The following is a 21,920-nucleotide window of genomic DNA, read 5'->3' as shown; positions in this document are numbered from 1 at the left end:
TGAGCTTGCAGCTCACGTGAGCACCCATGGCACAGCTCAGCTGTGCCATGGGTGTTCTTATTTCGCGAAGAGCTGGCCCATATCCTTGAACGCCTTGAATTCAAGGGCATTGCCGCAAGGATCAAACAGGAACATGGTGGCTTGCTCGCCAACCTGACCTTTGAAACGAATGTACGGTTCGATCACAAATTCGGTACCAAACGACTTCAGTCGCTCGGCCAGCGCTTCCCATTGCTCCCAACCCAGAATGATGCCGAAGTGCGGAACCGGAACATCGTGACCATCGACCGGATTGCTATGAACACTTTCTTGAGAGGCGGTTTTGGGATGCTCGTGAATCACCAGTTGATGACCATAGAAATTGAAATCGACCCATTGAGTGCTGGACCGACCTTCTTCTAAACCAAAAACCTCACCGTAGAAGGTCCGTGTTGAAGCCAGGTCGTAAACAGGTATTGCGAGGTGGAATGGCGAGAGGCTCATCAGATCTCCAGTGCTTTTTTTGTGGGCTTGGCGAACATTCCCCCCGTCATTGCCTCGCTTGGCTCAGCCGTTGCCGGGGATGGAAAACATCGTAGGACGGAAAACCCAACATAAAAATCAATATATATTTCTTAGAAACACAATTAATATTTATGAATGATCAAAGAACTCAAGACACTCATCGCTGTTGCGCGGGAAGGCACTTTTGCCGCTGCCGGCAACAGAATCGGCCTGACCCAGGCCGCTGTGAGCGCGCAAATCCAGCGCCTCGAAGCTGAACTGGGCGTCGAAATTTTCGACAGAAAAGGACGCTCTGCGCATCTCAATAGAATGGGCCACCAGGTACTCTTGCAAGCTCAGGAATTGCTCAATCTTTACGACAACCTGGGCTCCTCGACAATGGGACAACCCACCCACGAGCGGGTGACTATCGGCGCTATCGCGTCGGTGCAGCGCTCATATTTGCCCGAATCGCTGGCCAGGTTTCACCAGCAATGCCCGCAATGTCGCACGCGAGTCATTCCAGGGCTGTCGATGGAATTGGTCAACCTCGTCGACGCTGGCGAGATCGACATGGCCACCATCATTCGCCCACCCTTCTCGCTTCAGAGTGACCTGCACTGGACGACGCTGGCGCGGGAGCCCTACCGGCTAATAGTACCGAGCGAAGTGCCCGGTGAAGACTGGTCGGCGCTGCTGTCCAGCCATCCTTTCATTCGCTATGACCGCTCATCGTTCGGCGGCAGGCAGGTTGATCGTTTTGTGCGGCAGATGCATTTCACGCTGCATGAGGTGTGCGAACTGGATGAGCTGGAGGCCATCCTTCAATTAGTCAAAAAGGGCGTAGGCGTCGCATTGGTGCCGCAAACGTGCAGAGATCCGGAGTGGCCTATGGGTGTTCGAGCACTCGATCTGGGCATACACACCTTTCATCGTGATATCGGGCTCATACACCGTTCTCGCCAAAGCCTCACCGAACCGGTGCGGATACTGGCTGACTTGATCTCTGACCAGTTCAAGCGAGGCCTGATCTAACCAAGCGCTCGCCAGTGGTCGCCACCCGACCACGCCGATAGCTCGAGGACAGAACGTCTAGAAACGAGACGAGATGAAACGTATCAGCCTCACAAAAAACACATTTTATGCATAAATGCATTTTTATCCTTGACCGAGAAAGCCGAGTCTTTTAAATTCAAATAACTGTATATGAATACAGTATTTTGAATCCCTTCATGGACGAGGCTTACTATGAAAAGCACCCCTGAGAAATTTGGTAAAACACCCCATCAACCCAGCCTGTGGACCCGCGCCGATGCGCTCAAAGTCCATGCGGACGACCCCACCACCACCCAGCCACTGGTCAGTGCGAACTTCCCGGTATTGAGTGACGAGGTTTTTATCTGGGACACCATGCCGCTGCGTGATATCGACGGCAACATCACCTCCGTTGACGGCTGGTCGGTGATCTTCACCCTCACTGCGGATCGCCACCCGAACGACCCGCAATACCTCGATCAGAATGGCAACTACGACGTCATCCGCGACTGGAACGATCGCCATGGCCGGGCAAAGATGTACTACTGGTTCTCCCGCACCGGCAAAGACTGGAAGCTCGGCGGCCGGGTAATGGCTGAAGGAGTTTCGCCCACCGTGCGCGAGTGGGCCGGCACGCCGATCCTGTTGAACGAGCAAGGCGAAGTGGACCTGTACTACACCGCCGTCACGCCCGGCGCGACCATCGTCAAGGTGCGTGGCCGCGTGGTGACCACCGAGCATGGCGTCAGCCTGGTGGGCTTCGAGAAGGTCAAGCCGCTGTTCGAAGCGGACGGCAAGATGTACCAGACCGAAGCGCAAAACGCCTTCTGGGGCTTTCGCGATCCATGGCCGTTCCGCGACCCGAAGGACGGCAAGCTGTACATGCTGTTCGAAGGCAACGTGGCCGGCGAACGCGGTTCGCACAAGGTCGGTAAAGCCGAAATCGGCGACGTGCCGCCAGGCTATGAAGACGTCGGCAACTCACGCTTCCAGACCGCCTGCGTCGGGATCGCCGTGGCCCGTGACGAAGACGGCGACGACTGGGAAATGCTGCCACCGCTGCTGACCGCAGTCGGCGTCAACGACCAGACCGAACGCCCGCACTTCGTGTTTCAGGACGGCAAGTACTACCTGTTCACCATCAGCCACACCTTCACCTACGCCGACGGCGTGACCGGCCCGGACGGCGTGTACGGCTTCGTCGCCGACTCGCTGTTCGGCCCGTATGTACCGTTGAACGGCTCTGGCCTGGTACTGGGCAACCCGTCCTCCCAACCGTTCCAGACCTACTCGCACTGCGTCATGCCCAACGGCCTGGTGACCTCCTTCATCGACAGCGTACCGACCGACGACACCGGCACGCAGATCCGTATCGGCGGCACCGAAGCACCGACGGTGGGCATCAAGATCAAAGGGCAGCAAACGTTCGTGGTCGCCGAGTATGACTACGGCTACATCCCGCCGATGCTCGACGTTACGCTCAAGTAAACGGAGGCTATGAGGCAGCGGGTTTGAATACATGGCAAACCCGCACCTGTGGCGGCCTGACAGTCGAGCGAATGCACATAGGCATTCACCCACTGTGCAGTTCCCCACAACTACCGGTAACCACGATGCGAAGCGAGTCGCTCTTGATCTGCTCTTGATCTGCTCTTGATCTTGATCTCAAGCGCCCCGTTAAACCACGCTGGCCGAACGCAGGCTTGAATTCGTGGGTAACCCGGCAGGACGCCGGGTTAGCCGCCCCGCGCCATGGATGGCGCGTGGCGGCGGCCCACGGATTCAAGCCTGCGTTCGGGCACACCGAGCCCAAGCGAGGTGCCGAGTGGTGGGGCAAGAGCCCTTTGGTTACTTTGGGGCTTTTTTCCAAAGTGACCCGCCGTCAGGGCGGAACCCTAAGTAGCCGTTACCGCAACAATGGATATGCACACAATCCAACTGTGTCGCCTGTCAGGCCGCCTTCGCGAGCAAGCCCGCTCCCACAGTTGGATCGTTGGGGTGTCAGGTAGATAGGCGTCGACTGGCAGGCCGTCATCGCAGGCAAGCCAGCTCCCACATTTTGGACCGTGGACCGTCAGATAGGTAGTTATCCTGCCCATCACCGTTGGCTGAGGGCACGTAATGCATCAAAGCTGTACCGGCCAGGTACTCAGTCCCCCACCAACAACCCCAGAAACAGCTTTTGATCCAATGGCGGTGTCACGTCGGCATAGATCACCTTCAACACTGCCCTGTCGTTGGCGCCGGCGTCTCGCACCAGATCCTTCTGCCGCAGGAAACGCTGCTGGGCCAACTTGAGGTGAGCGACGCGGTAGGCACTGTCCGCCACCTCAGTGTCGGCATAATGAAAGTGGGCATACCAGAGCACCGTGGAGGCGTTTTTTTCGCGCACGGCGAACTCCGCCACATAGTCACCGCTGGCGGTGAGTTGGCGCCCATGCACCAGGTTGATATCGACCTGGCGATGGGTCCACAGGTAGTCGACGTTTTCCTGGGAGGGGCGTTGCGCCTTGTAGCCGGTGCTGCGGTAGTCGCGCCCCTCTTCGAGCAGGCTGGCAACCTCGGCCCGGTAGTGATCGAGCGACGTCGGCACACCGGGCTTGTCCGCATGGTCCGCCTCAATTTCCCGGATGATGTCGCTGAGCTTATTGGCGTGCTGCGTGAGCATGACCTCCCAATCCCTTGGGTCGACCTGTTCGCGGCGCGTCTGGTCCTGCAGCTTTTTCATCTGGAACTGGATAGAGCGCCGGATGCCCTGCTTTTGCGCCGTCAGTTGATCGGCAGCGCGTTTCAACGTTGCCAAAGAGCGTTGAGGGGGCACAGGCGTCGGCTTTTCAGGGCGGGCGATCACCAAGTCCTTCCATACCCCTTCGCTGGGATGCTCGACAAAACGGCCAACCGCTTGTTGATTGAACGGGTCGCGAATTTCCATGATCGCCACCTGCTCGGCCGATTGCGCCGCCCGGACATCGCCGATCAACGTGCCGCGTCGCTGGGTTTTAAAGGCTCGATGGTTGGAACGCCTGGGGGCTCGAAGTGCAGGTGCGCGGCTTGGCATGGCAATGCCCTCCTCCTCTCGTACCAGCGCCGCCAGCTCGGCCTCGGCGCTCTGGCGCGCTTGATCCAGCCGCTCCAGGAAGCGGGCCTGATACAGCGGGCGGCTCAACGCTGGGTCAAGCTCGTGCAGCGCTTCGGATGCACTCGCCAGGCGCGCGTACTGGTTGATCAAGGTCGCCAGCACCGCCTTGCGCTCGCTCACCGAAAAATGCGCATAGGTCCTCAGGGCGATGTGGGAGGACGTCGCCAGTCGCAGGCCCTGCTCGTTGAGCAATTGGTAAAAATGCTGGACCGCGGGCGCGTCGGTCAGCGCGAGGTTGTCGATGCTCAAGGTTCTGAGCAAGTTGAGATTGTTCAGCGCCACGTTGAAGTGGTCGGCCATCTCCTGGGTGGGCAGCGACTGGATGAATGCCCGACTCTCCCCCAGCCCTCGGGTGGAGTCCTGCGCGTGCTCATTCAGGGTGGCCTCCAGGGCGTAGGTGTCTTCCAGCAATTGCTGCTCGTGGTCGTTCATCGCCACCATACGCGCGATGAGGTCTTGATAAGCCTCGGGTGTTCGCGCCGGCGTATTCACGTCGATACGCTGGGCGATCGCCCCTACCGACTCGCCTCGTGGTGAAAAACTGCTGTCCATGGCCAGCGCCAAGTGCAGGTTATGGATGAGCAATTGCGTGGCGCTGATGGCGCCATACTCAGTGGAACGAGCCTTCTCGAAGTCGCTGGTTTCCAACGCCGCTGTTGCGGGTTTGATCGCCTTGATCAGCGTGCGGCGTGCCTCGATCAAACGTCCCGCCTGCACGACGAACGCTTCCAGGGCCTGGTTGAAGGATTGCAGCAGTGCCTGACAGTTGGCCTGTTCGTCTTCGTGCTGTTTTTTCAGGAAGGCAACTTTTCGCTCATCGGTATTTTGCTCAAGCAGTGCCCACCAGTTCCTGAGTTTGTTTCTGGCTGAGAGGTACAGATCGCGCTGCGCTTTCACGCTGTCGAAACGGGTGGTCATTACATCCGCCTCGCGCTCCGTTTGCAGATCAAGCCGGGCTTGTTCGGCTTTCATGTGCTTTTTCGCAGCGCGATTTTTTTGTTGTTGCGCCTTGATCTGGTCACCCGGCGCACCCGCCCGCAGCTTCGGCGCGAGGTCCAGGCTCCATCGGCCGTTACCATCGTTTTTCAACCACGGGCCGCTGCGTGAGGTGTCGAGCGCATCCACGATAAATACGCGATTCGACTCGCGGCTGACGCGGTACACGTCATTGCCGATCAAGGCGTGCAGCCCGTTGTCCAGGCGGTAAAGACCCTGCAGACGCCCGGTCATCACCGGCATCGGCAGTTTTGCGGGACGCGGCACTTTAAAACGCTGGATATAGGCACGCTGGCTGGTGCTCAGGCCGTTCAGCGCATTGGAGAACGAGAAGTCAAAGGCGGTGCGACCTTCAGCAATCGGCACGGCAGGCAACATAACCGGGCCGGCCAGCTGTTTGGCTGCGCTGGACAGCATTCCAGCGGGACGCCGCAAGTGCGCCAGGGCCACGGCCGTACTGCTCAGGTCTGCGGCGATCAAGGGTTGTTCAGGGATGGCGCGCGCAGAGATGTGCAACAGCGCCAGGCTGAGGCTACTCAGCAGGTCTACCCAGGCCAGCTCGCGGGTGGTCGGATCATTACTCTGCAGGGCGGGAATGTCCTGATGCAAGCTTTGAGTCAGCAGCAGCAACCATGCGATCGACATCGTCGAGCCTTGCAACAAGGGCAACAGCAAGGTGTTGAGCAACAGCCCGCCACCTTCGAGCAACAGCGCCCAGCGACTTTCGGCATTGGACACCGACTCGCGCTCAGCCAAGTCCACCAGTGCGCGCACATGCTCGCCAAACAGGTACGGCAATAACTGGTCATTGCGTTGGTGTTGCAGCAATTGTTCACTGCCCTCATCGGCGGCCAAGGTCGCGGGGCTGGGCGTTTCCAGCCGGTCAAACTCAGCCCCCAGGCCGAAACGCAGGATATGCGGCTCAGTGAACCCACCGTTGGCATACACCGGCCGCGCGGGTTCGCCAAGCCACATCAGCACGCTGTCCTGCAGGGCTCCAGGCTGGGCAATCGCCGCCAGCAACGCCTCGCGGCTGGCGTACTGTGTCAACGCTTGAGCATACAGCGGGCGATAAAGAATCACCGGGCCCGGCTCAAGGTCCTGGGCTTGGATCACAAACAGGTTGTCGACCTTGTCCGGTTCGGCCCCCGGTTTGCGCAGCAGGGCCAGCGCACGGATGACGACCTTGCGCCCCTCGACCACCCGCTCAGCATCACTGCGTTGCATCAGCGCAGCGACATAGCGATAGCCCAGCACCGTAAACCCCTGTTGCCCCTGGATCGCCAGCGTCAACGCCTGCAACGGTAACTGCGCCCGCAGTTGCTCGCCAAATAGCCGCTGGCGTTGCAAGGTGTCGTCGCTATCGGCCAGCAGCAGGCGCTTGAGGTAGTCAGGGTAGGCCTTGCCGATGTCCACGCGCTGGACCAGATCCGTGAGGTAATCGGGGGTGGTCCAGTCCTGGATCAATTGACCGCCCGCATGCCGAATGGTCATCGGGCCTTTGGGCTTGCCCACCAGGTTGCACAGGGCGAGGTCGGTCAGTGACAGGGTTTGGCGCTGGATAATCCCCGCGCCGCCTGGGTACCCGGCTGCCACGGCAAAGGTCAGCTCCAATTCGTCAGGGTTGTAGCCGGGGGCTATCGGTTGATCGACCAGCATCTGCGCATGCAGGGCCTTCGCTGCAAACGTACGCAGGTCGCTCACGCCGTCGAGAAAGGACTGCCCGCCAGCTCGGGCCTTGGCACTGGCGAGTTCCAGCACATGGGTGCGATAAGCCAGGCGTTGATTCTGCGCAGCGTCCTTCAGCCAGTCGGGCAGCCGGTCTTCCATCAGGCCGGTCGGCCCCGCTGAGTGCGGCGCCGGGTTCACGAACAAGGGGGATGGATCGCTCACGGCGTCATACTGCTGCTCCAGCGCATGCAGCCCCCGGCCAGAAGGTAACGCGATGGCCGCCAGGTCCTGCAGCTGCTGATTGAGCACCGCCGCGGCCTGAACCTGAAACACATTGCCATTGGGCTCAAAACGCTTCCACGTCATCGTGTCCGCGACAAAGGCAGCGTCGAGCTTCGCCGCCCAATACTGATCGAACGCATCATGGGAAGTGAATGACTCAACCTCCCCCGAAAGTGGGCACAGCAGGATCAGCGAGGCGTTGACCAGCAGCAGGTCTGGCGATAACAGGGTAAACGAGGCCCCCGCTCGGGTCAGCGTGGTTTCCATGACATAGACGTGCACGGCCTTGGTTTTCATCGCCGCCACACGGTCGAGCCGATCCGGGTAGTCGGTGACCTGCTGAATGACGGCACGGGCGGGCTCGGCAAATGCCGTCGTGATGGCCGTGTGGATCAGGTTACTGCGCAGCAGCTCGCTGAGCCCGTGCCAACGGTTTGGCTCATCCCCTGTCCCTTGGTCCCAATAGGCAATCAACGCCTGCTGAAACGCCGTCGGGACCACGTCAGCAAGCTCGCGAATGACCTGCTCGATCACGCGCATATCCACGGCCGGCGCCGCCTCGTCCGCCAGGGCCAGCGGTGTGGGCGCCTGGTTGGTCAGGAAGTGATCCCGGTTGTAGCGTGTCGAAAAATCCAGCGAAGTACCGTTGCCCAGGTAGTCGAGCGCGACATTGAGCAAAACCCGCAGGTCCCACCCGCCCAATGCATTGGGGGTGGCCAGTTTGGTGGTCACTAGGTTGAAGTCCAGGTTGGGATAGGCCTCCTTGATGCCCTTTTCCAGCCATTGGCCGGTGACGGAGATCAAGGTGGGGTGATGCATGAACTGCGTGCCGACGGCTTTGGCGATCAGCGTGTCGGGGGGTGGCAGCGGTAGGTTGCGAGGCATGGAAAACGTCCTTTTTGTCCGTTGGGGCTCCAAAACCCGAGGTGGGGGAGCCTGGCAAAAAGAAGTACCACGCAGGCGTATTCGAACGCGGTAACGGTGTAGTGCACCGTGATACTTCGGTATGACGCCGAACCTGTGGCGAGGGAGCTTGCTCCCGCGACGGCCTGAGAGCCGGTGCTTATCTACCTGACACCCCACAATCCAAATGTGGGAGCTGGCTTGCCTGCGATAGCACCCTGACAGCCGACGCTTTTCTACCTGACACCCAACGATCAACCTGTGGGAGCGGGCTTGCTCGCGAAAGCGACCTGACAGCCAACACAGTTGGATTGTGTGCATATCCATTGCTGCGGTAACGGCCGCTTAGGGTTCCGCCTGACGGCGGGTCACTTTGGAAAAGCCCCAAAGTAACCAAAGGGCTCTTGCCCCACCACTCGGCACCTCGCTTAGGCTCGGTGTGCCCGTAATCCGCCAGTGATTTGGGGGGCCGCCGCCACGCGCCATCCATGGCGCGGGGCGGCTAAACCGGCATCCCTGCCGGTTTACCCCCCAAATCCCTGTCGAATTCCGGCCAGCGTGGTTTGACGGGGCGCCTGAGATCAAGATCAAAAGCAGAGCAAGAGCGGCTCGCTTCGCATCGTGGTTACTGCTGGGTGAATCAGGGCGAATCGCTGGTCAGTGCAACAGGTATCTCTTTGCGACGCCCCAGCTGTGCAACCAGGTAAGCGACGGAGTCGGCGTTGCTCAGTACCGTAAGGATGCGTTTAAGCGGATCGGTACGGAAAGTTTGTCGAGCATCGGCGAGGGTTTGGGTGCCGGTGACAGTGAGCAGCCGGTCGAGCACAGGTTGTGTCGACGAGCCCTTGGCGGGATCGGTTTTGAGGCCGGTGGCGATATCAACCACCTGGAACAGCTGCTGCGTCGGGGTGCTGAGCGACAGGCTTGAAAGCTGGCGGTTTTCCAGGGCCGCCTTGGTTTTACTGCCCGCCGGGGTTTGGGGGTCAATCAGGTCATGAAAAGGATGGGTGGACTGCACGTAAGCCAAGTTCAATGTCGCACAGACATGATGCGTGATTTCGTGAATGAGGGTGGTCGCACGGGCGTGGACGTCGACATGGAAGGGTTTTATCAACAAATGATCGTATTGCAGACCCGGGTTGAAGAATGCTTCGGTCAAGTACACCAGTTGCAAGGGGTCGGGAACGATCGTAAAAGCCATCACCTTGTAGGCCCCCTGAAGTGCCGGTATCCGCGAGTGGCCAATCACAAATCGCGCTGAGTCCGCGCCGGTCAGTGAGGGCTCCATCAACGCGCTGCAGACCGTGTCGACGATCGCCTGAATTTTTTCAAGGTGTTCGGCCTCGATGGTCTGCAGGCCAAAAAACGTTTTGATTCGTTTGGCGACATCAGGTGCAGCCAGGGGTGTTTGTGCGAGCAGGCGCAGGTTGTCCTGGGCGTTCCTTGCATAAAACGTGGCCAGTGCCAGTGCCTCAGTAATCATCAACGACTCCTGAGCGTAAAGCGCGCGAATCTGGCGCATGCCGCTGGCCAATATATTCATGCTGGGGCGCGCAAATGGCTCGGAATAGAAGCGATTGGTCAGTCGCGCAATAGCTCGTCGCCCCGTCAGCAATGGGTCAGTGCTGCTGAGCATCCACTGTTGTCGGGTGTTGCTGTGCACCAACGGGCCGACCTCCCCCTCCCCCGTGATCCGCCATCCCAGGTCGTGCTTGATGACCTGGAACACTTTGCCTGCCACCGCTGCGTAATAGTGGTTGGAGGACGATTGGTAAAGGTTCAGAGAGGTGTCTTTAATCAGGCTGGCCAAGCTCGGCTCAAGGACTTCGAAACGCTGGAGCCGGGTGCGTGGCGCAGCGGTAATGTCCAGCGCCGGCCAGGACACCACCGCGGTCGCAGGCGTGGAAGACGGTGGGGTCGGCTCGGTTGTCGGGAGTGTGCCGCCCTCCGATACGGCAGGCATGGAATTGCGCAGACCGACCAGTAAGGCGACGCCGCCGATAAAATGACCCAGCGCCTCATGCCATTGGTGGCTTTGCAGCTCTTCGGCAGACGCTTTGAACAACTTGAAGCTCTGCCAGACTATCAAGGGGTAAGCCAGTTTTCCGGCAAAAAACACGATGGCCTGCTGCACACCCTCAGCGAACACGGCTTTGGCCGTATCCCAGGCAGTGCCTGCATTGGCGGTTTTCTGACAGCCCAGCAACGTTGTCAGCAACTCGACATTCTCGGTGTACAACTGCTTAAACAAAGGCGCGCTGATGGGGTTGCATGCCAGCTGCAGAGCGGTGCTGGCCTGGGGTTGCTCCAGTGCGCTGGACAGTGCTGCGTGGTCAACGGCCGGGACCAGCAGCCGAACCCAACGCTGTAAGGCATCGCTGGCTGTCAGCTCGGCACGCAGTGCGGCCTCAACCGAATATTCCTTGAGGGTGTAGCCTGGACTATAGGGGGCATAAAGGACTAGAGGCCCCGCGTCACCTGAGGCGGGACCGATCAAATAAGCCCCGGGAATCCTGATGGTGTTCTTCCCGTCATCAACCAGCAGTTCCAGAGGGCGGATCATGGCGTGGGCGTCCACCACTGTGGCCCGGGCGATAGCATCGGGCATGTCCATGATCTGTTGAATGAGCCCGAAGGCCGCCGGTGAAAGCTGACCTTGCAGCATCATGCCGTGAGCGTACTGCATCAGTTGCCACGGCAGTTGCTTGGCGAATCGTGTAGCACGTTGTTCAAAATCCGGGCTGGTGGGGCCCAGTAATCCTTCGATGTAAGTCCTATAAGCCCCATTGATATTCAGCGCCTGTATCCGCGTTTTCAGCGTCTGTGCATCCAGTGCGGAGGGTAATGGCGTTTTACCGGTGCTGGCGAACAGCGGCACCTCATCGTTCCAGTACGATTGATGGCTCAAGGCATAGTCCAGCAGTGACTGGTTGCGCGCAGGCTTACTGCCCTGCGCCGGCAGCCCGACTTCGACGTCATCCGGTGTCAGGCTGGCCTGATCGTCACCGTCCTTGAGCACACCGCTGAGTTTGTCGTGCGTGAACCGAGCCAGCGAGTCGATCCCGTGCAGGTAATCCTGATTATCAGTGACATTGTTTCGATACTGCTCCAACAACTCGGCATAGAGCTGTTGATCGACAGCACTGGCGCTGCCCAACCATTGCAAACCATGTTGCACGATCATGGCCTGGACCATGTCCATGGCACGCCGCAGGTTGGTAGGCGCCAGGTCTTGCGTGGCGTGAACCTGCCACAGCTTGCGCAATTGTTCGAGCGACAGCTGCGTGGCCAGGATTCGCTCCAGCTCACGGTCTTTGTGTTGAGCATAGGTTCGTTGCAAGTGTTCGACGAGGTTGTCTTCGATCAGCTCAAGGGAGCTGAGTGCATAGGACGGATGGGCGTGCCAGTCCGGTTGCGCCAGGTTCTCCAGCAAAGCCTGTCGCTCGTCCGGGCTTGCCAGGCGTCGGTCAACCTCTGCTTTGAAGTGGCTCAATGAAGCGAAACTTTCCAGTCCCAACGCGGGCGTCCAGAGCAGTGCACGACCGCAATAGTGAGGGTCAAGCCCGCCGCGCTCGGTCAACATGAAACAGTGAGTGAGTACCTGTTGGGTGTGTTGCCCTGTGGGCGTGATCGCCAACGCAAACGCATCAGGGCGAAACCCGTTGACACTCAGGCGCAAGTCTCGAGCGTAAATACCCAGCACGGTTGAGAGTACTTCGTAGTACAGGGGCAATAACGCGTTATTCCACAGCCTGACTTGCATTTCCCCGGTCAAGCCCATCTCCATTGCTTTTTTCAGCAAGGGTTGCATGTTGGGGTACGCACTGTGGGTTCTACGCAGATACGGCTTGAAACCCTCGACTGCACTGTCGATCAGCGCATTGAAGTCGGTGATGTCCAGGCCTGAAATCTTGGTGGCGGTATTGTCAGATGTGATTGAGTAGACGTGAGTGTTCAACGGGTCGTTCAGTGCCCCCACATCGCCACATAAACGCGCCAGAAAATACTCGACCATACTGCTCGATGACAGCAGTTGAGGTGTATCGGTGTCACTTGAGGGGCTGCTGTATTGACGTACCGAGAGGCACGCTGCCTGCAGGTGTTGATGCTTAGCATGCAGCTTGGTGTTGAGGTAGGTGGTGGCGGAATTCTCCAGCGAGGGGCGCCATGCCAGATGTCGTGCGATTTCAGCGCTGACGTTTTCGAGCAATTGCGCAGAGGTGCGCAGTGCCGAGAGCGTTGGCGGAACCCTGGGTTCCGTCGTCGCCACAGTCCAGGTACTTGCCAACTGGGTACTCCAGCGGCCCATGGGGTCGAAGGTCAGTAGTTTTGGATCAATCATGCCACGCACATCCAGCACATGATCGACCAGGGCATCGAGGTCCATCGTGCCCTGGCTCAGGCGATATTGATCGAGGGCGTATTCAAGGTTGCGGCCTTGCTTCTCAATAATGCCCACCATGATGCTGTCGAAAACACCCCCCGTGATCGGGGCTTTGATGACCTCGCAGGCCGACAGATCGGCCTCGTTAAAGCGCTGCGACCTGGACAGGTGGTTTCTCCAGGCATCGGCGTGCTGCCGCGGGTTGAGGCTATCGATAAGGTGGGTTTTCAGCGCATCCAGTGCAGTGAACGATTGCAAGCCTTGGTGGGGGGTGTAGAGCAGCCAGGGCGAGTCATCGTCACTTTCTTCACTGCTGATGATGAGTGTGCCTGCCAGCTCGACAGGGGATTGCCCTGGCGCCTGCAGCAGTGCCTTTTCAACAGTCTCGCTGGGAACCGCCGTTGTTGCGGCAAGCGCAGCCTTGAGCGGCAAGGCCAGGAGTTGCAAACGCTGGTCAACCGTAATCGCCGCTTGCTGCTGTTGGTCCAGCGCCACGGTGATAAAGGCATTGGCCATGGCATGGGTAAACAGTTGCAGCCGTGAGGCCCCGGTGGAAGCAGGTTGCGCCCAAAATGCCTTAGGCTGTTGCTTCATGTGGGCTCGCAAGCCCCGCGCCAGCCCTTGCACCGAGGCTTCCCAACGTAACTGGTCGTCAGCCCCCTGAGCGGGCTGCTGCGGGTCAGGCGTGCGTTGGGGGTCAACGTAGCGCCGGGTTTCCCCTTCAGGCCAGCCATTGTTGACGAAATACTGGAGGATAGTTGCGCTCAACGTGCGGGTAGTCGTGTGCCGCAGCGGTGGCTTGTCAGCGGTGCCTGATTCGCTGGCAGTGTCGATAACATACGTGTGCACCTGGATTCGGTGCTGATCGACGCCCGCAAACGTCTGCGCCAACTGCGTGCAAATGTATTCATCCAGCAGAGAGGTGAAACTGGGCAGCTTGAGCAGTTCCTCGCGCATCAGACGGGCGTTTTCCAGCAGGTTGTTGGCGAGGGTCGTGTGTTGGGCTTGGAAGACAGCGCCACCCACGGTATGTGCGCTAATTGTCAGGTTCGCAGTGGGCGTCAGGATGTGCTGCTGGGAGATGGAAAGGTAATCGAGCAACCCTTGGCGCTGCGACGAGTCTTTGAGCCACGCCCCCAGTTGCGTCTTGAGTGCGTCATGGCTTTGCAGCTTTTCCAGGCCGCGAACGGGCGTGTAGAGAATAACGCCCCCTTCCGGGGCGGGGCTCATGACGAAGGCGCCCGCCAGTTCAATAGCCGGTTGGCCGGGTACGTTCAGTTGCAGGGTTTGGACGTGCATCGGCACTGTTTGTGCGCGTCGCAACGCATCGGTGGCCAGGTAGACGCTGTCGAACCAGTCAAGGTCCTTGAGGGTAAAGTTGCGTGCGCGTTGGCGCTTGCTGAGCTGCGTGCGCTCGGTTTGAGTTTCGCTGAAAAAGTACGGTGGGTTGTCCGTGACCATTGAATACGCTCCACGCCGGATGGGCTGCTGAACTGAGCAGCGGTGAGTGATCGGAAAAGATCACTCTGGCGCTTCACGTTTCAGTCGAGGAGCTACATATGCCTATGCTCATGCCCCGCTGGTAGCTCGGCGCATCGCTTGCCGTCCCCGCGGAACAGCGCAAGTGAGCGCAGCAGCGTCCCGGTGTCCCCCTCAGTGATAAAAGCGTCCCGGAAGGCTTTGCCGGTCTCAGGGTTGAACAGGCCATCGCGCTCAAACCGCTCAAAAGCCTGGCGGGCCAGCACACCGGACCACGGGTAGGAATACAGTTTGGCCCCATAGCTCCCCATCGGTTGTTCGAAGCGGTTGATCGGGCGGGCGCCATCAGGCCACTGCAAGTACCCCACTTCAGCGTTGGCCTGGGTGAACACCTCGTGTGGTGTACGCCCGTCACCGTAGGTACGGTGCAACTCGAAGTCGACGAGGCCTGTGAGCAACACACTGGCGGTTTCATGACTGGTCTGGGTGTGAACCCATCGGCGCATTTTATTAGCCATATCATCACCCAAGGGCTCTCCCGTCTGAAAATGGCCAGAGAGCCAGACCAGGAACGGCGAAGTAAAGCAGAACTGCTCCAGCACTTGGCCGAAGAATTCCGCCGCATCATGGCTCCATTGGTCCATACCGGAAATCGCCCGATAGGGGGCGACGGTCAACAGGTGCTGCAGGCAGTGGCCGAACTCATGCAACAAGACCCTCAATTGCAGATGATCCAGCAAGCAAGGCTGGGCCTCTGTCGGCCGTGGCAACTTGCTGCGTAGCACCGCGATAGGCCGTTGCGGACGCCCCTCGGCCGTCATTCGGTGGCTGCGCAAGCCAGAGGCGGCGCCAGTCTCGCCACCCTCTACGCGGCGATAAGGGTCAATGAACAAATGTCCGATCGGCTGTTCATACTCCCTGAGCTCAAATACCCGCACATCCGCGTGCCAGGTATCGACCGTGGTCTGTTCGACCAGCTCAACGCCGAACAGGGTCTGGGTAAAGGTGCACAAGCGTTGCAGCACGGTGTCCAACGGGAAATAGTTGCGCAACGCATCCCGGGAAACGCCGGCCACGTCCTGACGGATTTTTTCCACGAAATAGCTGTGATCCCAGGGTTGCAGAGCGTCGACCCCGTGCTGCGCGGCATAGCGTTGCAGTTGTTGCGCCTCATCGGCGAATGTCGTGCGTGCCTGCTCAACCTGTTGATGCATAAAGGCAACGACCTCATCGCTCGTCCGCACCATTTGCTCCACCAACGCCAGCTCGGCGAAGTTGGCATAGCCCAGCAATTGTGCTTTCTGGTGACGGCTGTCGAGCAACACCGTCAGGATCGGTTCATTATCGGTGGCAAGGGCATCCGCACCGGTGTCCACGGCACGGCTGTAGTAAGCCACCATCATTTCCTGGCGCAAGGCTCGATGGTCGGCGTAGCTCATCACGTCCTGAAAGGACTGTTCGCAAAGGGTTAGTAACCAGCCATCCAGACCTGCGTCCCGAGCCGCGACCGCCAGGCGCGCCAAGGTTGCGTCGGGCAGTCCGCTCAGCAGCGCCTTGTCTTGAATGTGCTTACGCCATGCATCGCTGGAGTCTCTTACCCGGCGCAGGAACTCCTGGCTGAACTCACCGATTTGCTGGTTCAGCGCTTTGAGCCGTAGCTGCTTCTCAGGAGAAAGATCAAGGCCAGCCAAATGGTACTTGCGCAATATTTTACGCAACGCACTGTGGCGTTGTTGATTGAAAAGCGCCGCAATCGGGCTATCGGCAAGCTGTCGGTGCAGCTGATACAGGTCGTTGTTCACGGCCAACTCGGCTTTGTACTGCATGGCCAACTCGTAACTGCGGTGCGATGCCTGCGCCCACGTCGGCCCTTGGGGCTGGGCGTCAAGCAGCTCAATGAGGTTGAGCACGCCATCCAGGCGAGCCTTCAACGCCTCCAGGGCTTGCACCAGGTCGTCCCAGGTGGGAAGTGGTGCCTGGCTGGCAATGATCGTGGCGGTGGCGTTGCGACTTTCAGTGATGATCTGCTCAACGGCAGGCACCAAGTGTTCGGCCCGGATGGCTGAGAACGGTGGCAAGTCGTAGGGCTGTAGCAGTGGGTTGTTTTCAGACATGAAGTCACTCCTCAAAGGTAGCTTGCGAAGCAGCCAGCCTAGGGAGTGAATCATCGTTGGGTGGGCTAAATAGGTATGAGTAATAGGAACAAAAAAGCGATAGCGCGCAGGACACGATCGTCAGTCATCAACATCAGCCTTTGAACCCCCGCCTTACCCATGCGCTGGCGCAGGCGCGCGTCATGCAGCGTGGCAGAGGCCGATAACCGCTTGGATTGTTGTAGGTGATTTCCTTCAGCCCCAACACGCTTCACCGTAGCCTCCGTCTCGATTTCCTCCAGGTGATTGTGGGGCCTTTTACGCGCTCCTAGACTTCGCCGCCGTAGGGCAAATCCCTGTTCCCTCATGATTCCCACAGGCGGCATGGCGCACATTTTTTTGCCGCCGCCACTCGCAAGGAGCCTCACCCAATGACCAAGACCTCAACCGCCCTCCTCCTACTCGCACTGGCCAGCCTGCTGGCGGGCTGCACCACCAACCCCAACGTATTGCAGATACACAAAGTCACCGCTGAGGCGATTGGCTTGGCCTCTACGGATGAACTGACCATGGGCCCGGTCACCAAGAGCAAGGAAGACTTCCTGGGCGGCGCGGAACTGAACTTCAAAGCCACGACCGCCAAGGGCCGTGTGTTCAACTGCTCGACGGTCATGACGCCAGGCATCCTGCTTGAGCCGCCGAAGTACTCGCGCCTGACCTGCACGAAGTAAGCCTGGCAGCCGGTGCGGGCGTTGCGCGTACCGGCTATGCGCACAGATCCAACGCTGATACTGGCGAACAAAAACGCTGCCTACCCACGTCATTTCTACCCATGAGGATCGTCCTCGACAATGAAACCCGTCATCGTCGCCATTGCCCTACCGCTCTTTGCAGGCTGCGTCACGCCCAAATACTGGGAAGCTACCGGCGGCAACCCGTCCGATGGGCTGGTCCAACTCTCCTACGTACATACGCCGTTCGAGTACGGCCAAATCCGCGAATCCCAAGGCTTGGCGATCGCCACGGGGCGCTGCCAGTTTTGGGACTATGCGCGGGCAGAACGCGCAGGCACAGAGAAATCCGTGTGCCGAACGATGGGGCAGTTTCATTGCCTGGAAACCACGGTGACTCAGGATTATCGGTGTCAAAAGTGACATCCACCCAAGGCGCAAAGAGGCGGTTTAAAAAAAGCGAATCAAAGATGCAACGCGGGCCTGGACTCGCGAACGCCATGGACAGAAGGCACCCGCACACGCAGCGCAATCAGCAACGCAGCCAGCAGCATCAGCACCGCTGCCGCTATGAATACGCCCGCGCTGCCACCGAGGCTGAACACTGCACCACCCGCGGCGGCGCCCGTGGCGATGGCGGACTGCACAGAGGCCACCACCATGCCGCCGGCGCTTTCCGCCTGATCAGGTACCGCGCTGGCGACCCAGTTCGACCACGCCACCGGCACACCGCCAAAGGCCAAGCCCCAGATTGCCAGCAGTATCGCCTGCCCCGGCAACGAGGGCGGCAACAGCACCAGCGCCAGTGCTGCAACGCCGACCAGCGCAGGCATCAACACCAGAGTGGCCAGCGGGCGGCGCTCCAGCAGCTTGCCGGCCAACAGTGTGCCGACGAAGTTCGCCGCCCCGAAGCCCAGCAACATCAGCGACAGCCCTTGCGGGCCGATGCCGGTAGTGCCTTCAAGGAATGGCCGAACATAGGTGAACATCGCGAAGTGGCCGCTATGCACCAGTACACAACCGAACATCCCCATGGCGATGCCCGGGCGCTGCAACACGTCGAAAACCGTGCGCAGACGTGCCGGCCGGCGCGGCGCGAGGCGCGGCAAAGTCAATGACTGAAACGCCAGGGTCATCATGCCGACCGCCGCCGCTGCAAAGAACGCACTGCGCCAGCCGTACAGCCCGCCCAGATAGCTGCCCAGCGGCACTGCAACGACCGTCCCGACGGCAATCCCACTGAAAATAATCGAAAGCGCCCGAGGTAACAGCGCACTCGGCACCAAGCGCATCGCCACCGCCGCAGCCATACTCCAGAACCCGCCAAGGGCAATCCCCAGCAAGATGCGCATCAACAACAGCACCGCGAAGCTGGAGGAAACGGCGACCAACAGATTGGAGGCAACCATCAACGTGGAAAACCCCAGCAACACCCAACGTCGGTCGATGCCGCGGGTCAGGCCTGGCACCAACAAACCGGCGAACAACGCTACCACTGCTGTCACCGTTACCGCCTGGCCAGCCAGCGCTTCGGACACGCCCAAATCAGTCGCCATCAGTGTTAACAAACTGGCCGGAAGGTACTCAGCGGTCAGTAACCCGAACACCCCCATTGCCAGCGAGAAGACGGCCATCCACGCGGGGGCCGCAGGCTCTGCATCCGAGAAGGCGTCGGGATGGCGGTTGGATACGGCATTACATACACAGTCAGTCATTGCAGGGATCTCCCAATCATCATTGCGACCCGCAGTCTAGGCGCGCGAATCTGGATGATCTATGATCCAAAATCTCTCATTTTTGACTAAAACACCTGAACAATGTCTGCAGAACAGTTTGCGCTTGCCTCGGATCTCATCAACGAGCTGTTGCGCGGCATGCGCCTGCGTGGCGTCGAATACCGGCGTATACAAGCCAGTCCGAGTTTCGGTTTGGGCTTCGCTGAAAAACCTGGGCATGCATGGTTCCATTTCATGGCCGTCGGCAATGCGGTACTGCGAATGGAGGACGGCACCACCTACGCGCTGTCTGCCGGCAACGCCGTGTTCATCTCCCACGGCGCGGCCCATCAACTGTATTCCCATGCGGACGTGCCCGTTCAGGACATCGACCGCCTAGACGGCGTCCCCCTCGGTGACACCGTGAGCGCGGTGCACACCGGAACCGATGCCAGCCCAACGCCGAGCACCATTTTGTTCAGTGGTTGTATGGAGTTTGAACTGGGCAGCATCCATGGCCTCGGCAAACTGATGCCGGGCCTGATGTTGATTGATGCCGACGGCCAGCGCTACCCTGGACTGGTGCCTATTCTGTCCACCATGGAACGCGAGGCCAGCGCCGCACGTGTGGGCTTCGCCGGTATCCTCGCACGGTTGGCCGACGTGGTGGCCGCCATGATCGTTCGCGGCTGGGTGGAGTGCGCTTGCGGGAATGCCTCTGGCCTGGTCGCCGCCTTGCGCGACCCCCGCTTGGCCGGTGCACTGCTAGCGCTCCATCAACAACCGGGCCGCGACTGGACCGTTGCGCAATTGGCAGCGCAATGCAACACCTCACGCTCGGCCTTCGCGGACCGCTTCCAGGTGACGATTGGCATGACGCCGCTGCGCTATGTCACCGAACTGCGAATGCGGCTTGCAAGCCAATGGCTGACCCTCGAAAGGCTGCCGATCGAAGAGGTAGCACAACGCTTGGGCTATACATCCCAGGCGGCTTTCAGTCGCGCATTCAAACGCATTACGGGGAAGACACCGGGGTTCAGTCGCAAGGTGAGGTAGCCTACTGTCACGTGAAGCTGAGCGCATGTAGTCGACGATCTTTACCCCTGAATAATTTAACGCCCGTTACGTCGAGGAATGGGTCACGGCAGTGCACAACCGGCTAAAGGACTGTCAAGTATGACAGTAGACGCCTGCGACGCCCCACCTGAGAATGAAGGCCACGCGGCGAGAATCCCCAGCCTCTGAGACTGGGCCAGCACGTTTGCCGCCAGCACTCGATGAGGGGCTCAGTCATGGAGATCACTGAATGCCGTGCCGCAGACAACGTCATCTTGACGCTAAAGCAACCGATGAACGCGCGACGCACCCGTCTGCTGTGCGGCTATCTGCGCCAGATCAATCCGCCGGCCAAGTATTTGATCCTGGTCGAGGAATGGACGGCGCAAGCCCATTACGTGCAGTTCAACCAGATTAGAGGGTGCGCGCGCATCAGCAAAAAACTGCGGCCACGCCCGGCCTGAGCATTCGCTCATGAACCTGCGTTCACGTAGCATCAGCGTAACGCTGGCGGTCGGCTTGTTCACCACCATGGGAGTGGCACAGGCAGAACGTGCCCTCATCGAGCCGTCGCAGATACAAGAACTTTTATTGTATGGAGCACCCTGCCCGCTTTACGAGCGCAGCGCCTCACCAATTTCTTCAATAGCAAAACCAACGTCATGCCCCGCACGAATCAACTCCGCGAACCGCAGCATCACGGAAGAGCCGACATCGTGGGACAGCGCCAAGGTCATCAGTTCGCGTATGGGTTCATCAAGCGCTGCTTCGACGCTGGGTGAACACGCCTGCCCTGTGAGCCAGGCAACAAGGGACGAGACCCTATGGCCTGGGGTGTCTTCATCAACACCCAAAATCTCGCCTAACACCATTCCCAGTGTGCCGGCAGGATGTTGTTCCGGGCGGCTCCAAGTCTTGAGTTCAATTGACTCTCGCTGCACCTTTTCCAAGTTCCGCCGAATCTTTCCAGGAATGGTCGCCGCCGCTTTAGGGCGATTGTAGTACTCGCGGTTAGCTAAACTTGCGGCGTCCCTGACAACCTTCCAGGCCACCGACCACAGCTGTGAAACACTGTAGGTATGCAATGCTGCGCGCATCGTACTTTTAATTTCTGCCAGCTCTTGTTCCGACAGATCATGGTTATAGAGTTCGCACTGAACGTCCAGATAGCGCATGACATCAGCGACTGCGTAATCAAGCCACAGGTTGAAAAGCCCGTCAGCGTCGGTATACACCCTATCCGACAGGTTACGAATGACCTCGTCCGCACGCCTTGATGCGACATCTGGCGCCAAACGATAGACAACCTGGTCCCTCAACACCCAAATCTCATCGCCCTCCCAATAGTAGGTGCCCGGGCTTGCTTTACTGGGGTCATCAAGGACGAGCCCAGCCTCACGCAATTGCATCATGAAGTCATCGACATACCGAGGCGCCAGCCCTCGACAATCACCCGGTCTGAAGCCGCCATTGGTCAACCTCGGGGTAACAGCCCTGTCCAACGCCAGCAGAAGCACCACCTGATTATCCGGCACCGCTGAGTAGTCCACCGTGCGGGTTGACTGCTTGCGTACGTATTCGGCCAACTGCCGTTCAAGCTCTGCGGCTTTGGTCTTTTTAGCCTCAAGCGCAATGGCGTCATGGTCGTTTTGGCAAAGCGTACAAAGCTTCGTGGACCGTTGAGGGACCTTTTTGGCCTCTGAGCGATTTTTGATTTCGATCAGTTTCGCGCACTTAGGGCAGACCTGATTGTCATCAAATGCATTGCAACGTTGCCGTATGAAGCTGGCGAGTGTAACGCCTGGTGCCATTTCAATAACGTCCGTCAGCGCACCCACTTTTTCAACGTACTGCCCTGATTCATCGACAGCCCAGTAACGCTCGATCAATTCAATTTCTTTAGGATCGTCGGTCAACATTTGGAGCTTGATTGCCATGTAAACAGTCCTGTTT

12 protein-coding genes are annotated in these 21,920 nt (G+C 59.2%); 6 read left to right on the top strand and 6 right to left on the bottom strand.

Going from position 1 to position 21,920, the window contains the following annotated elements:
- Positions 1 to 57 precede the first annotated feature (57 nt).
- Positions 58 to 483: a VOC family protein gene (locus tag ACWHXD_RS11475; RefSeq protein ID WP_014718007.1), complete on the bottom strand. Its 426-nt coding sequence runs from the start codon at positions 481 to 483 to the stop codon at positions 58 to 60.
- Between the two features lie 156 nt (positions 484 to 639).
- Between ACWHXD_RS11475 and ACWHXD_RS11470 the strand changes: the two genes are divergently transcribed.
- Together ACWHXD_RS11470 and ACWHXD_RS11465 are read left to right on the top strand one after the other, a co-directional pair.
- Complete coding sequence (locus ACWHXD_RS11470) at positions 640 to 1,518, top strand: LysR family transcriptional regulator (RefSeq protein ID WP_138762642.1); 879 nt, start codon at positions 640 to 642, stop codon at positions 1,516 to 1,518.
- Between the two features lie 213 nt (positions 1,519 to 1,731).
- On the top strand, positions 1,732 to 3,006 hold the full coding sequence (locus tag ACWHXD_RS11465) for a glycoside hydrolase family 68 protein (RefSeq protein ID WP_032892378.1): 1,275 nt from the start codon (positions 1,732 to 1,734) through the stop codon (positions 3,004 to 3,006).
- A 661-nt stretch (positions 3,007 to 3,667) separates the two neighbouring features.
- Here ACWHXD_RS11465 and ACWHXD_RS11460 read toward each other — a convergent pair.
- The 3 genes from ACWHXD_RS11460 to ACWHXD_RS11450 form a co-directional block, all read right to left on the bottom strand.
- Positions 3,668 to 8,491 carry a dermonecrotic toxin domain-containing protein gene (locus tag ACWHXD_RS11460; protein WP_138762644.1) on the bottom strand — a complete coding sequence of 1,608 codons (4,824 nt, stop codon included), beginning with the start codon at positions 8,489 to 8,491 and terminating at the stop codon, positions 3,668 to 3,670.
- A gap of 658 nt (positions 8,492 to 9,149) precedes the next feature.
- Positions 9,150 to 14,354, bottom strand: a complete 5,205-nt coding sequence (locus tag ACWHXD_RS11455; protein ID WP_138762645.1) for a DUF6543 domain-containing protein — start codon at positions 14,352 to 14,354, stop codon at positions 9,150 to 9,152.
- Positions 14,355 to 14,446: 92 nt separating this feature from the next.
- The gene (locus ACWHXD_RS11450) at positions 14,447 to 16,486 is read right to left on the bottom strand and encodes a M3 family metallopeptidase (RefSeq protein ID WP_186932427.1); all 2,040 of its coding nucleotides are present in this window, start codon (positions 16,484 to 16,486) and stop codon (positions 14,447 to 14,449) included.
- A gap of 410 nt (positions 16,487 to 16,896) precedes the next feature.
- Here ACWHXD_RS11450 and ACWHXD_RS11445 point away from each other — a divergent pair, with 410 nt between their 5' ends.
- Both ACWHXD_RS11445 and yecR read left to right on the top strand, forming a co-directional pair.
- On the top strand, positions 16,897 to 17,196 hold the full coding sequence (locus ACWHXD_RS11445; RefSeq protein WP_014718001.1) for a hypothetical protein: 300 nt from the start codon (positions 16,897 to 16,899) through the stop codon (positions 17,194 to 17,196).
- Between the two features lie 120 nt (positions 17,197 to 17,316).
- Entirely contained in the window at positions 17,317 to 17,619 is a 303-nt protein-coding gene (gene yecR / locus ACWHXD_RS11440) for a YecR family lipoprotein (protein WP_032892382.1), read from the top strand.
- A 41-nt stretch (positions 17,620 to 17,660) separates the two neighbouring features.
- Here the strand turns inward: yecR and ACWHXD_RS11435 are convergent, their stop codons facing one another.
- Entirely contained in the window at positions 17,661 to 18,911 is a 1,251-nt protein-coding gene (locus tag ACWHXD_RS11435) for an MFS transporter (protein WP_138762647.1), read from the bottom strand.
- Between the two features lie 102 nt (positions 18,912 to 19,013).
- Between ACWHXD_RS11435 and ACWHXD_RS11430 the strand changes: the two genes are divergently transcribed.
- Positions 19,014 to 19,967 (top strand): AraC family transcriptional regulator, encoded by a 954-nt coding sequence (locus tag ACWHXD_RS11430; RefSeq protein ID WP_032892385.1) that lies wholly within the window; start codon positions 19,014 to 19,016, stop codon positions 19,965 to 19,967.
- Positions 19,968 to 20,203: 236 nt separating this feature from the next.
- A complete protein-coding gene (locus tag ACWHXD_RS11425) occupies positions 20,204 to 20,431 on the top strand; it encodes a hypothetical protein (protein ID WP_138762648.1) in 228 nt (75 codons plus the stop codon).
- 150 nt (positions 20,432 to 20,581) lie between these two features.
- On the opposite strand, the gene ACWHXD_RS11420 is transcribed toward ACWHXD_RS11425, so the two are convergent.
- Complete coding sequence (locus tag ACWHXD_RS11420; RefSeq protein ID WP_098952012.1) at positions 20,582 to 21,904, bottom strand: hypothetical protein; 1,323 nt, start codon at positions 21,902 to 21,904, stop codon at positions 20,582 to 20,584.
- Positions 21,905 to 21,920: the final 16 nt, after the last annotated feature.

The organism is Pseudomonas fjordensis (genome assembly GCF_976987115.1).
The sequence above is the reverse complement of the archived record's forward strand: the minus strand, read 5'-3'. Positions and strand labels throughout refer to the sequence as shown.

What these genes read in the sequence shown, in the direction of transcription:
- ACWHXD_RS11475 (WP_014718007.1), bottom strand. Translation starts at nt 483, where the DNA reads ATGAGCCTCTCGCCATTCCACCTCGCAATACCTGTTTACGACCTGGCT.
- ACWHXD_RS11470 (WP_138762642.1), top strand. Translation starts at nt 640, where the DNA reads ATGATCAAAGAACTCAAGACACTCATCGCTGTTGCGCGGGAAGGCACT.
- ACWHXD_RS11465 (WP_032892378.1), top strand. Translation starts at nt 1,732, where the DNA reads ATGAAAAGCACCCCTGAGAAATTTGGTAAAACACCCCATCAACCCAGC.
- ACWHXD_RS11460 (WP_138762644.1), bottom strand. Translation starts at nt 8,491, where the DNA reads ATGCCTCGCAACCTACCGCTGCCACCCCCCGACACGCTGATCGCCAAA.
- ACWHXD_RS11455 (WP_138762645.1), bottom strand. Translation starts at nt 14,354, where the DNA reads ATGGTCACGGACAACCCACCGTACTTTTTCAGCGAAACTCAAACCGAG.
- ACWHXD_RS11450 (WP_186932427.1), bottom strand. Translation starts at nt 16,486, where the DNA reads ATGTCTGAAAACAACCCACTGCTACAGCCCTACGACTTGCCACCGTTC.
- ACWHXD_RS11445 (WP_014718001.1), top strand. Translation starts at nt 16,897, where the DNA reads ATGACCAAGACCTCAACCGCCCTCCTCCTACTCGCACTGGCCAGCCTG.
- yecR (WP_032892382.1), top strand. Translation starts at nt 17,317, where the DNA reads ATGAAACCCGTCATCGTCGCCATTGCCCTACCGCTCTTTGCAGGCTGC.
- ACWHXD_RS11435 (WP_138762647.1), bottom strand. Translation starts at nt 18,911, where the DNA reads ATGACTGACTGTGTATGTAATGCCGTATCCAACCGCCATCCCGACGCC.
- ACWHXD_RS11430 (WP_032892385.1), top strand. Translation starts at nt 19,014, where the DNA reads ATGTCTGCAGAACAGTTTGCGCTTGCCTCGGATCTCATCAACGAGCTG.
- ACWHXD_RS11425 (WP_138762648.1), top strand. Translation starts at nt 20,204, where the DNA reads ATGGAGATCACTGAATGCCGTGCCGCAGACAACGTCATCTTGACGCTA.
- ACWHXD_RS11420 (WP_098952012.1), bottom strand. Translation starts at nt 21,904, where the DNA reads ATGGCAATCAAGCTCCAAATGTTGACCGACGATCCTAAAGAAATTGAA.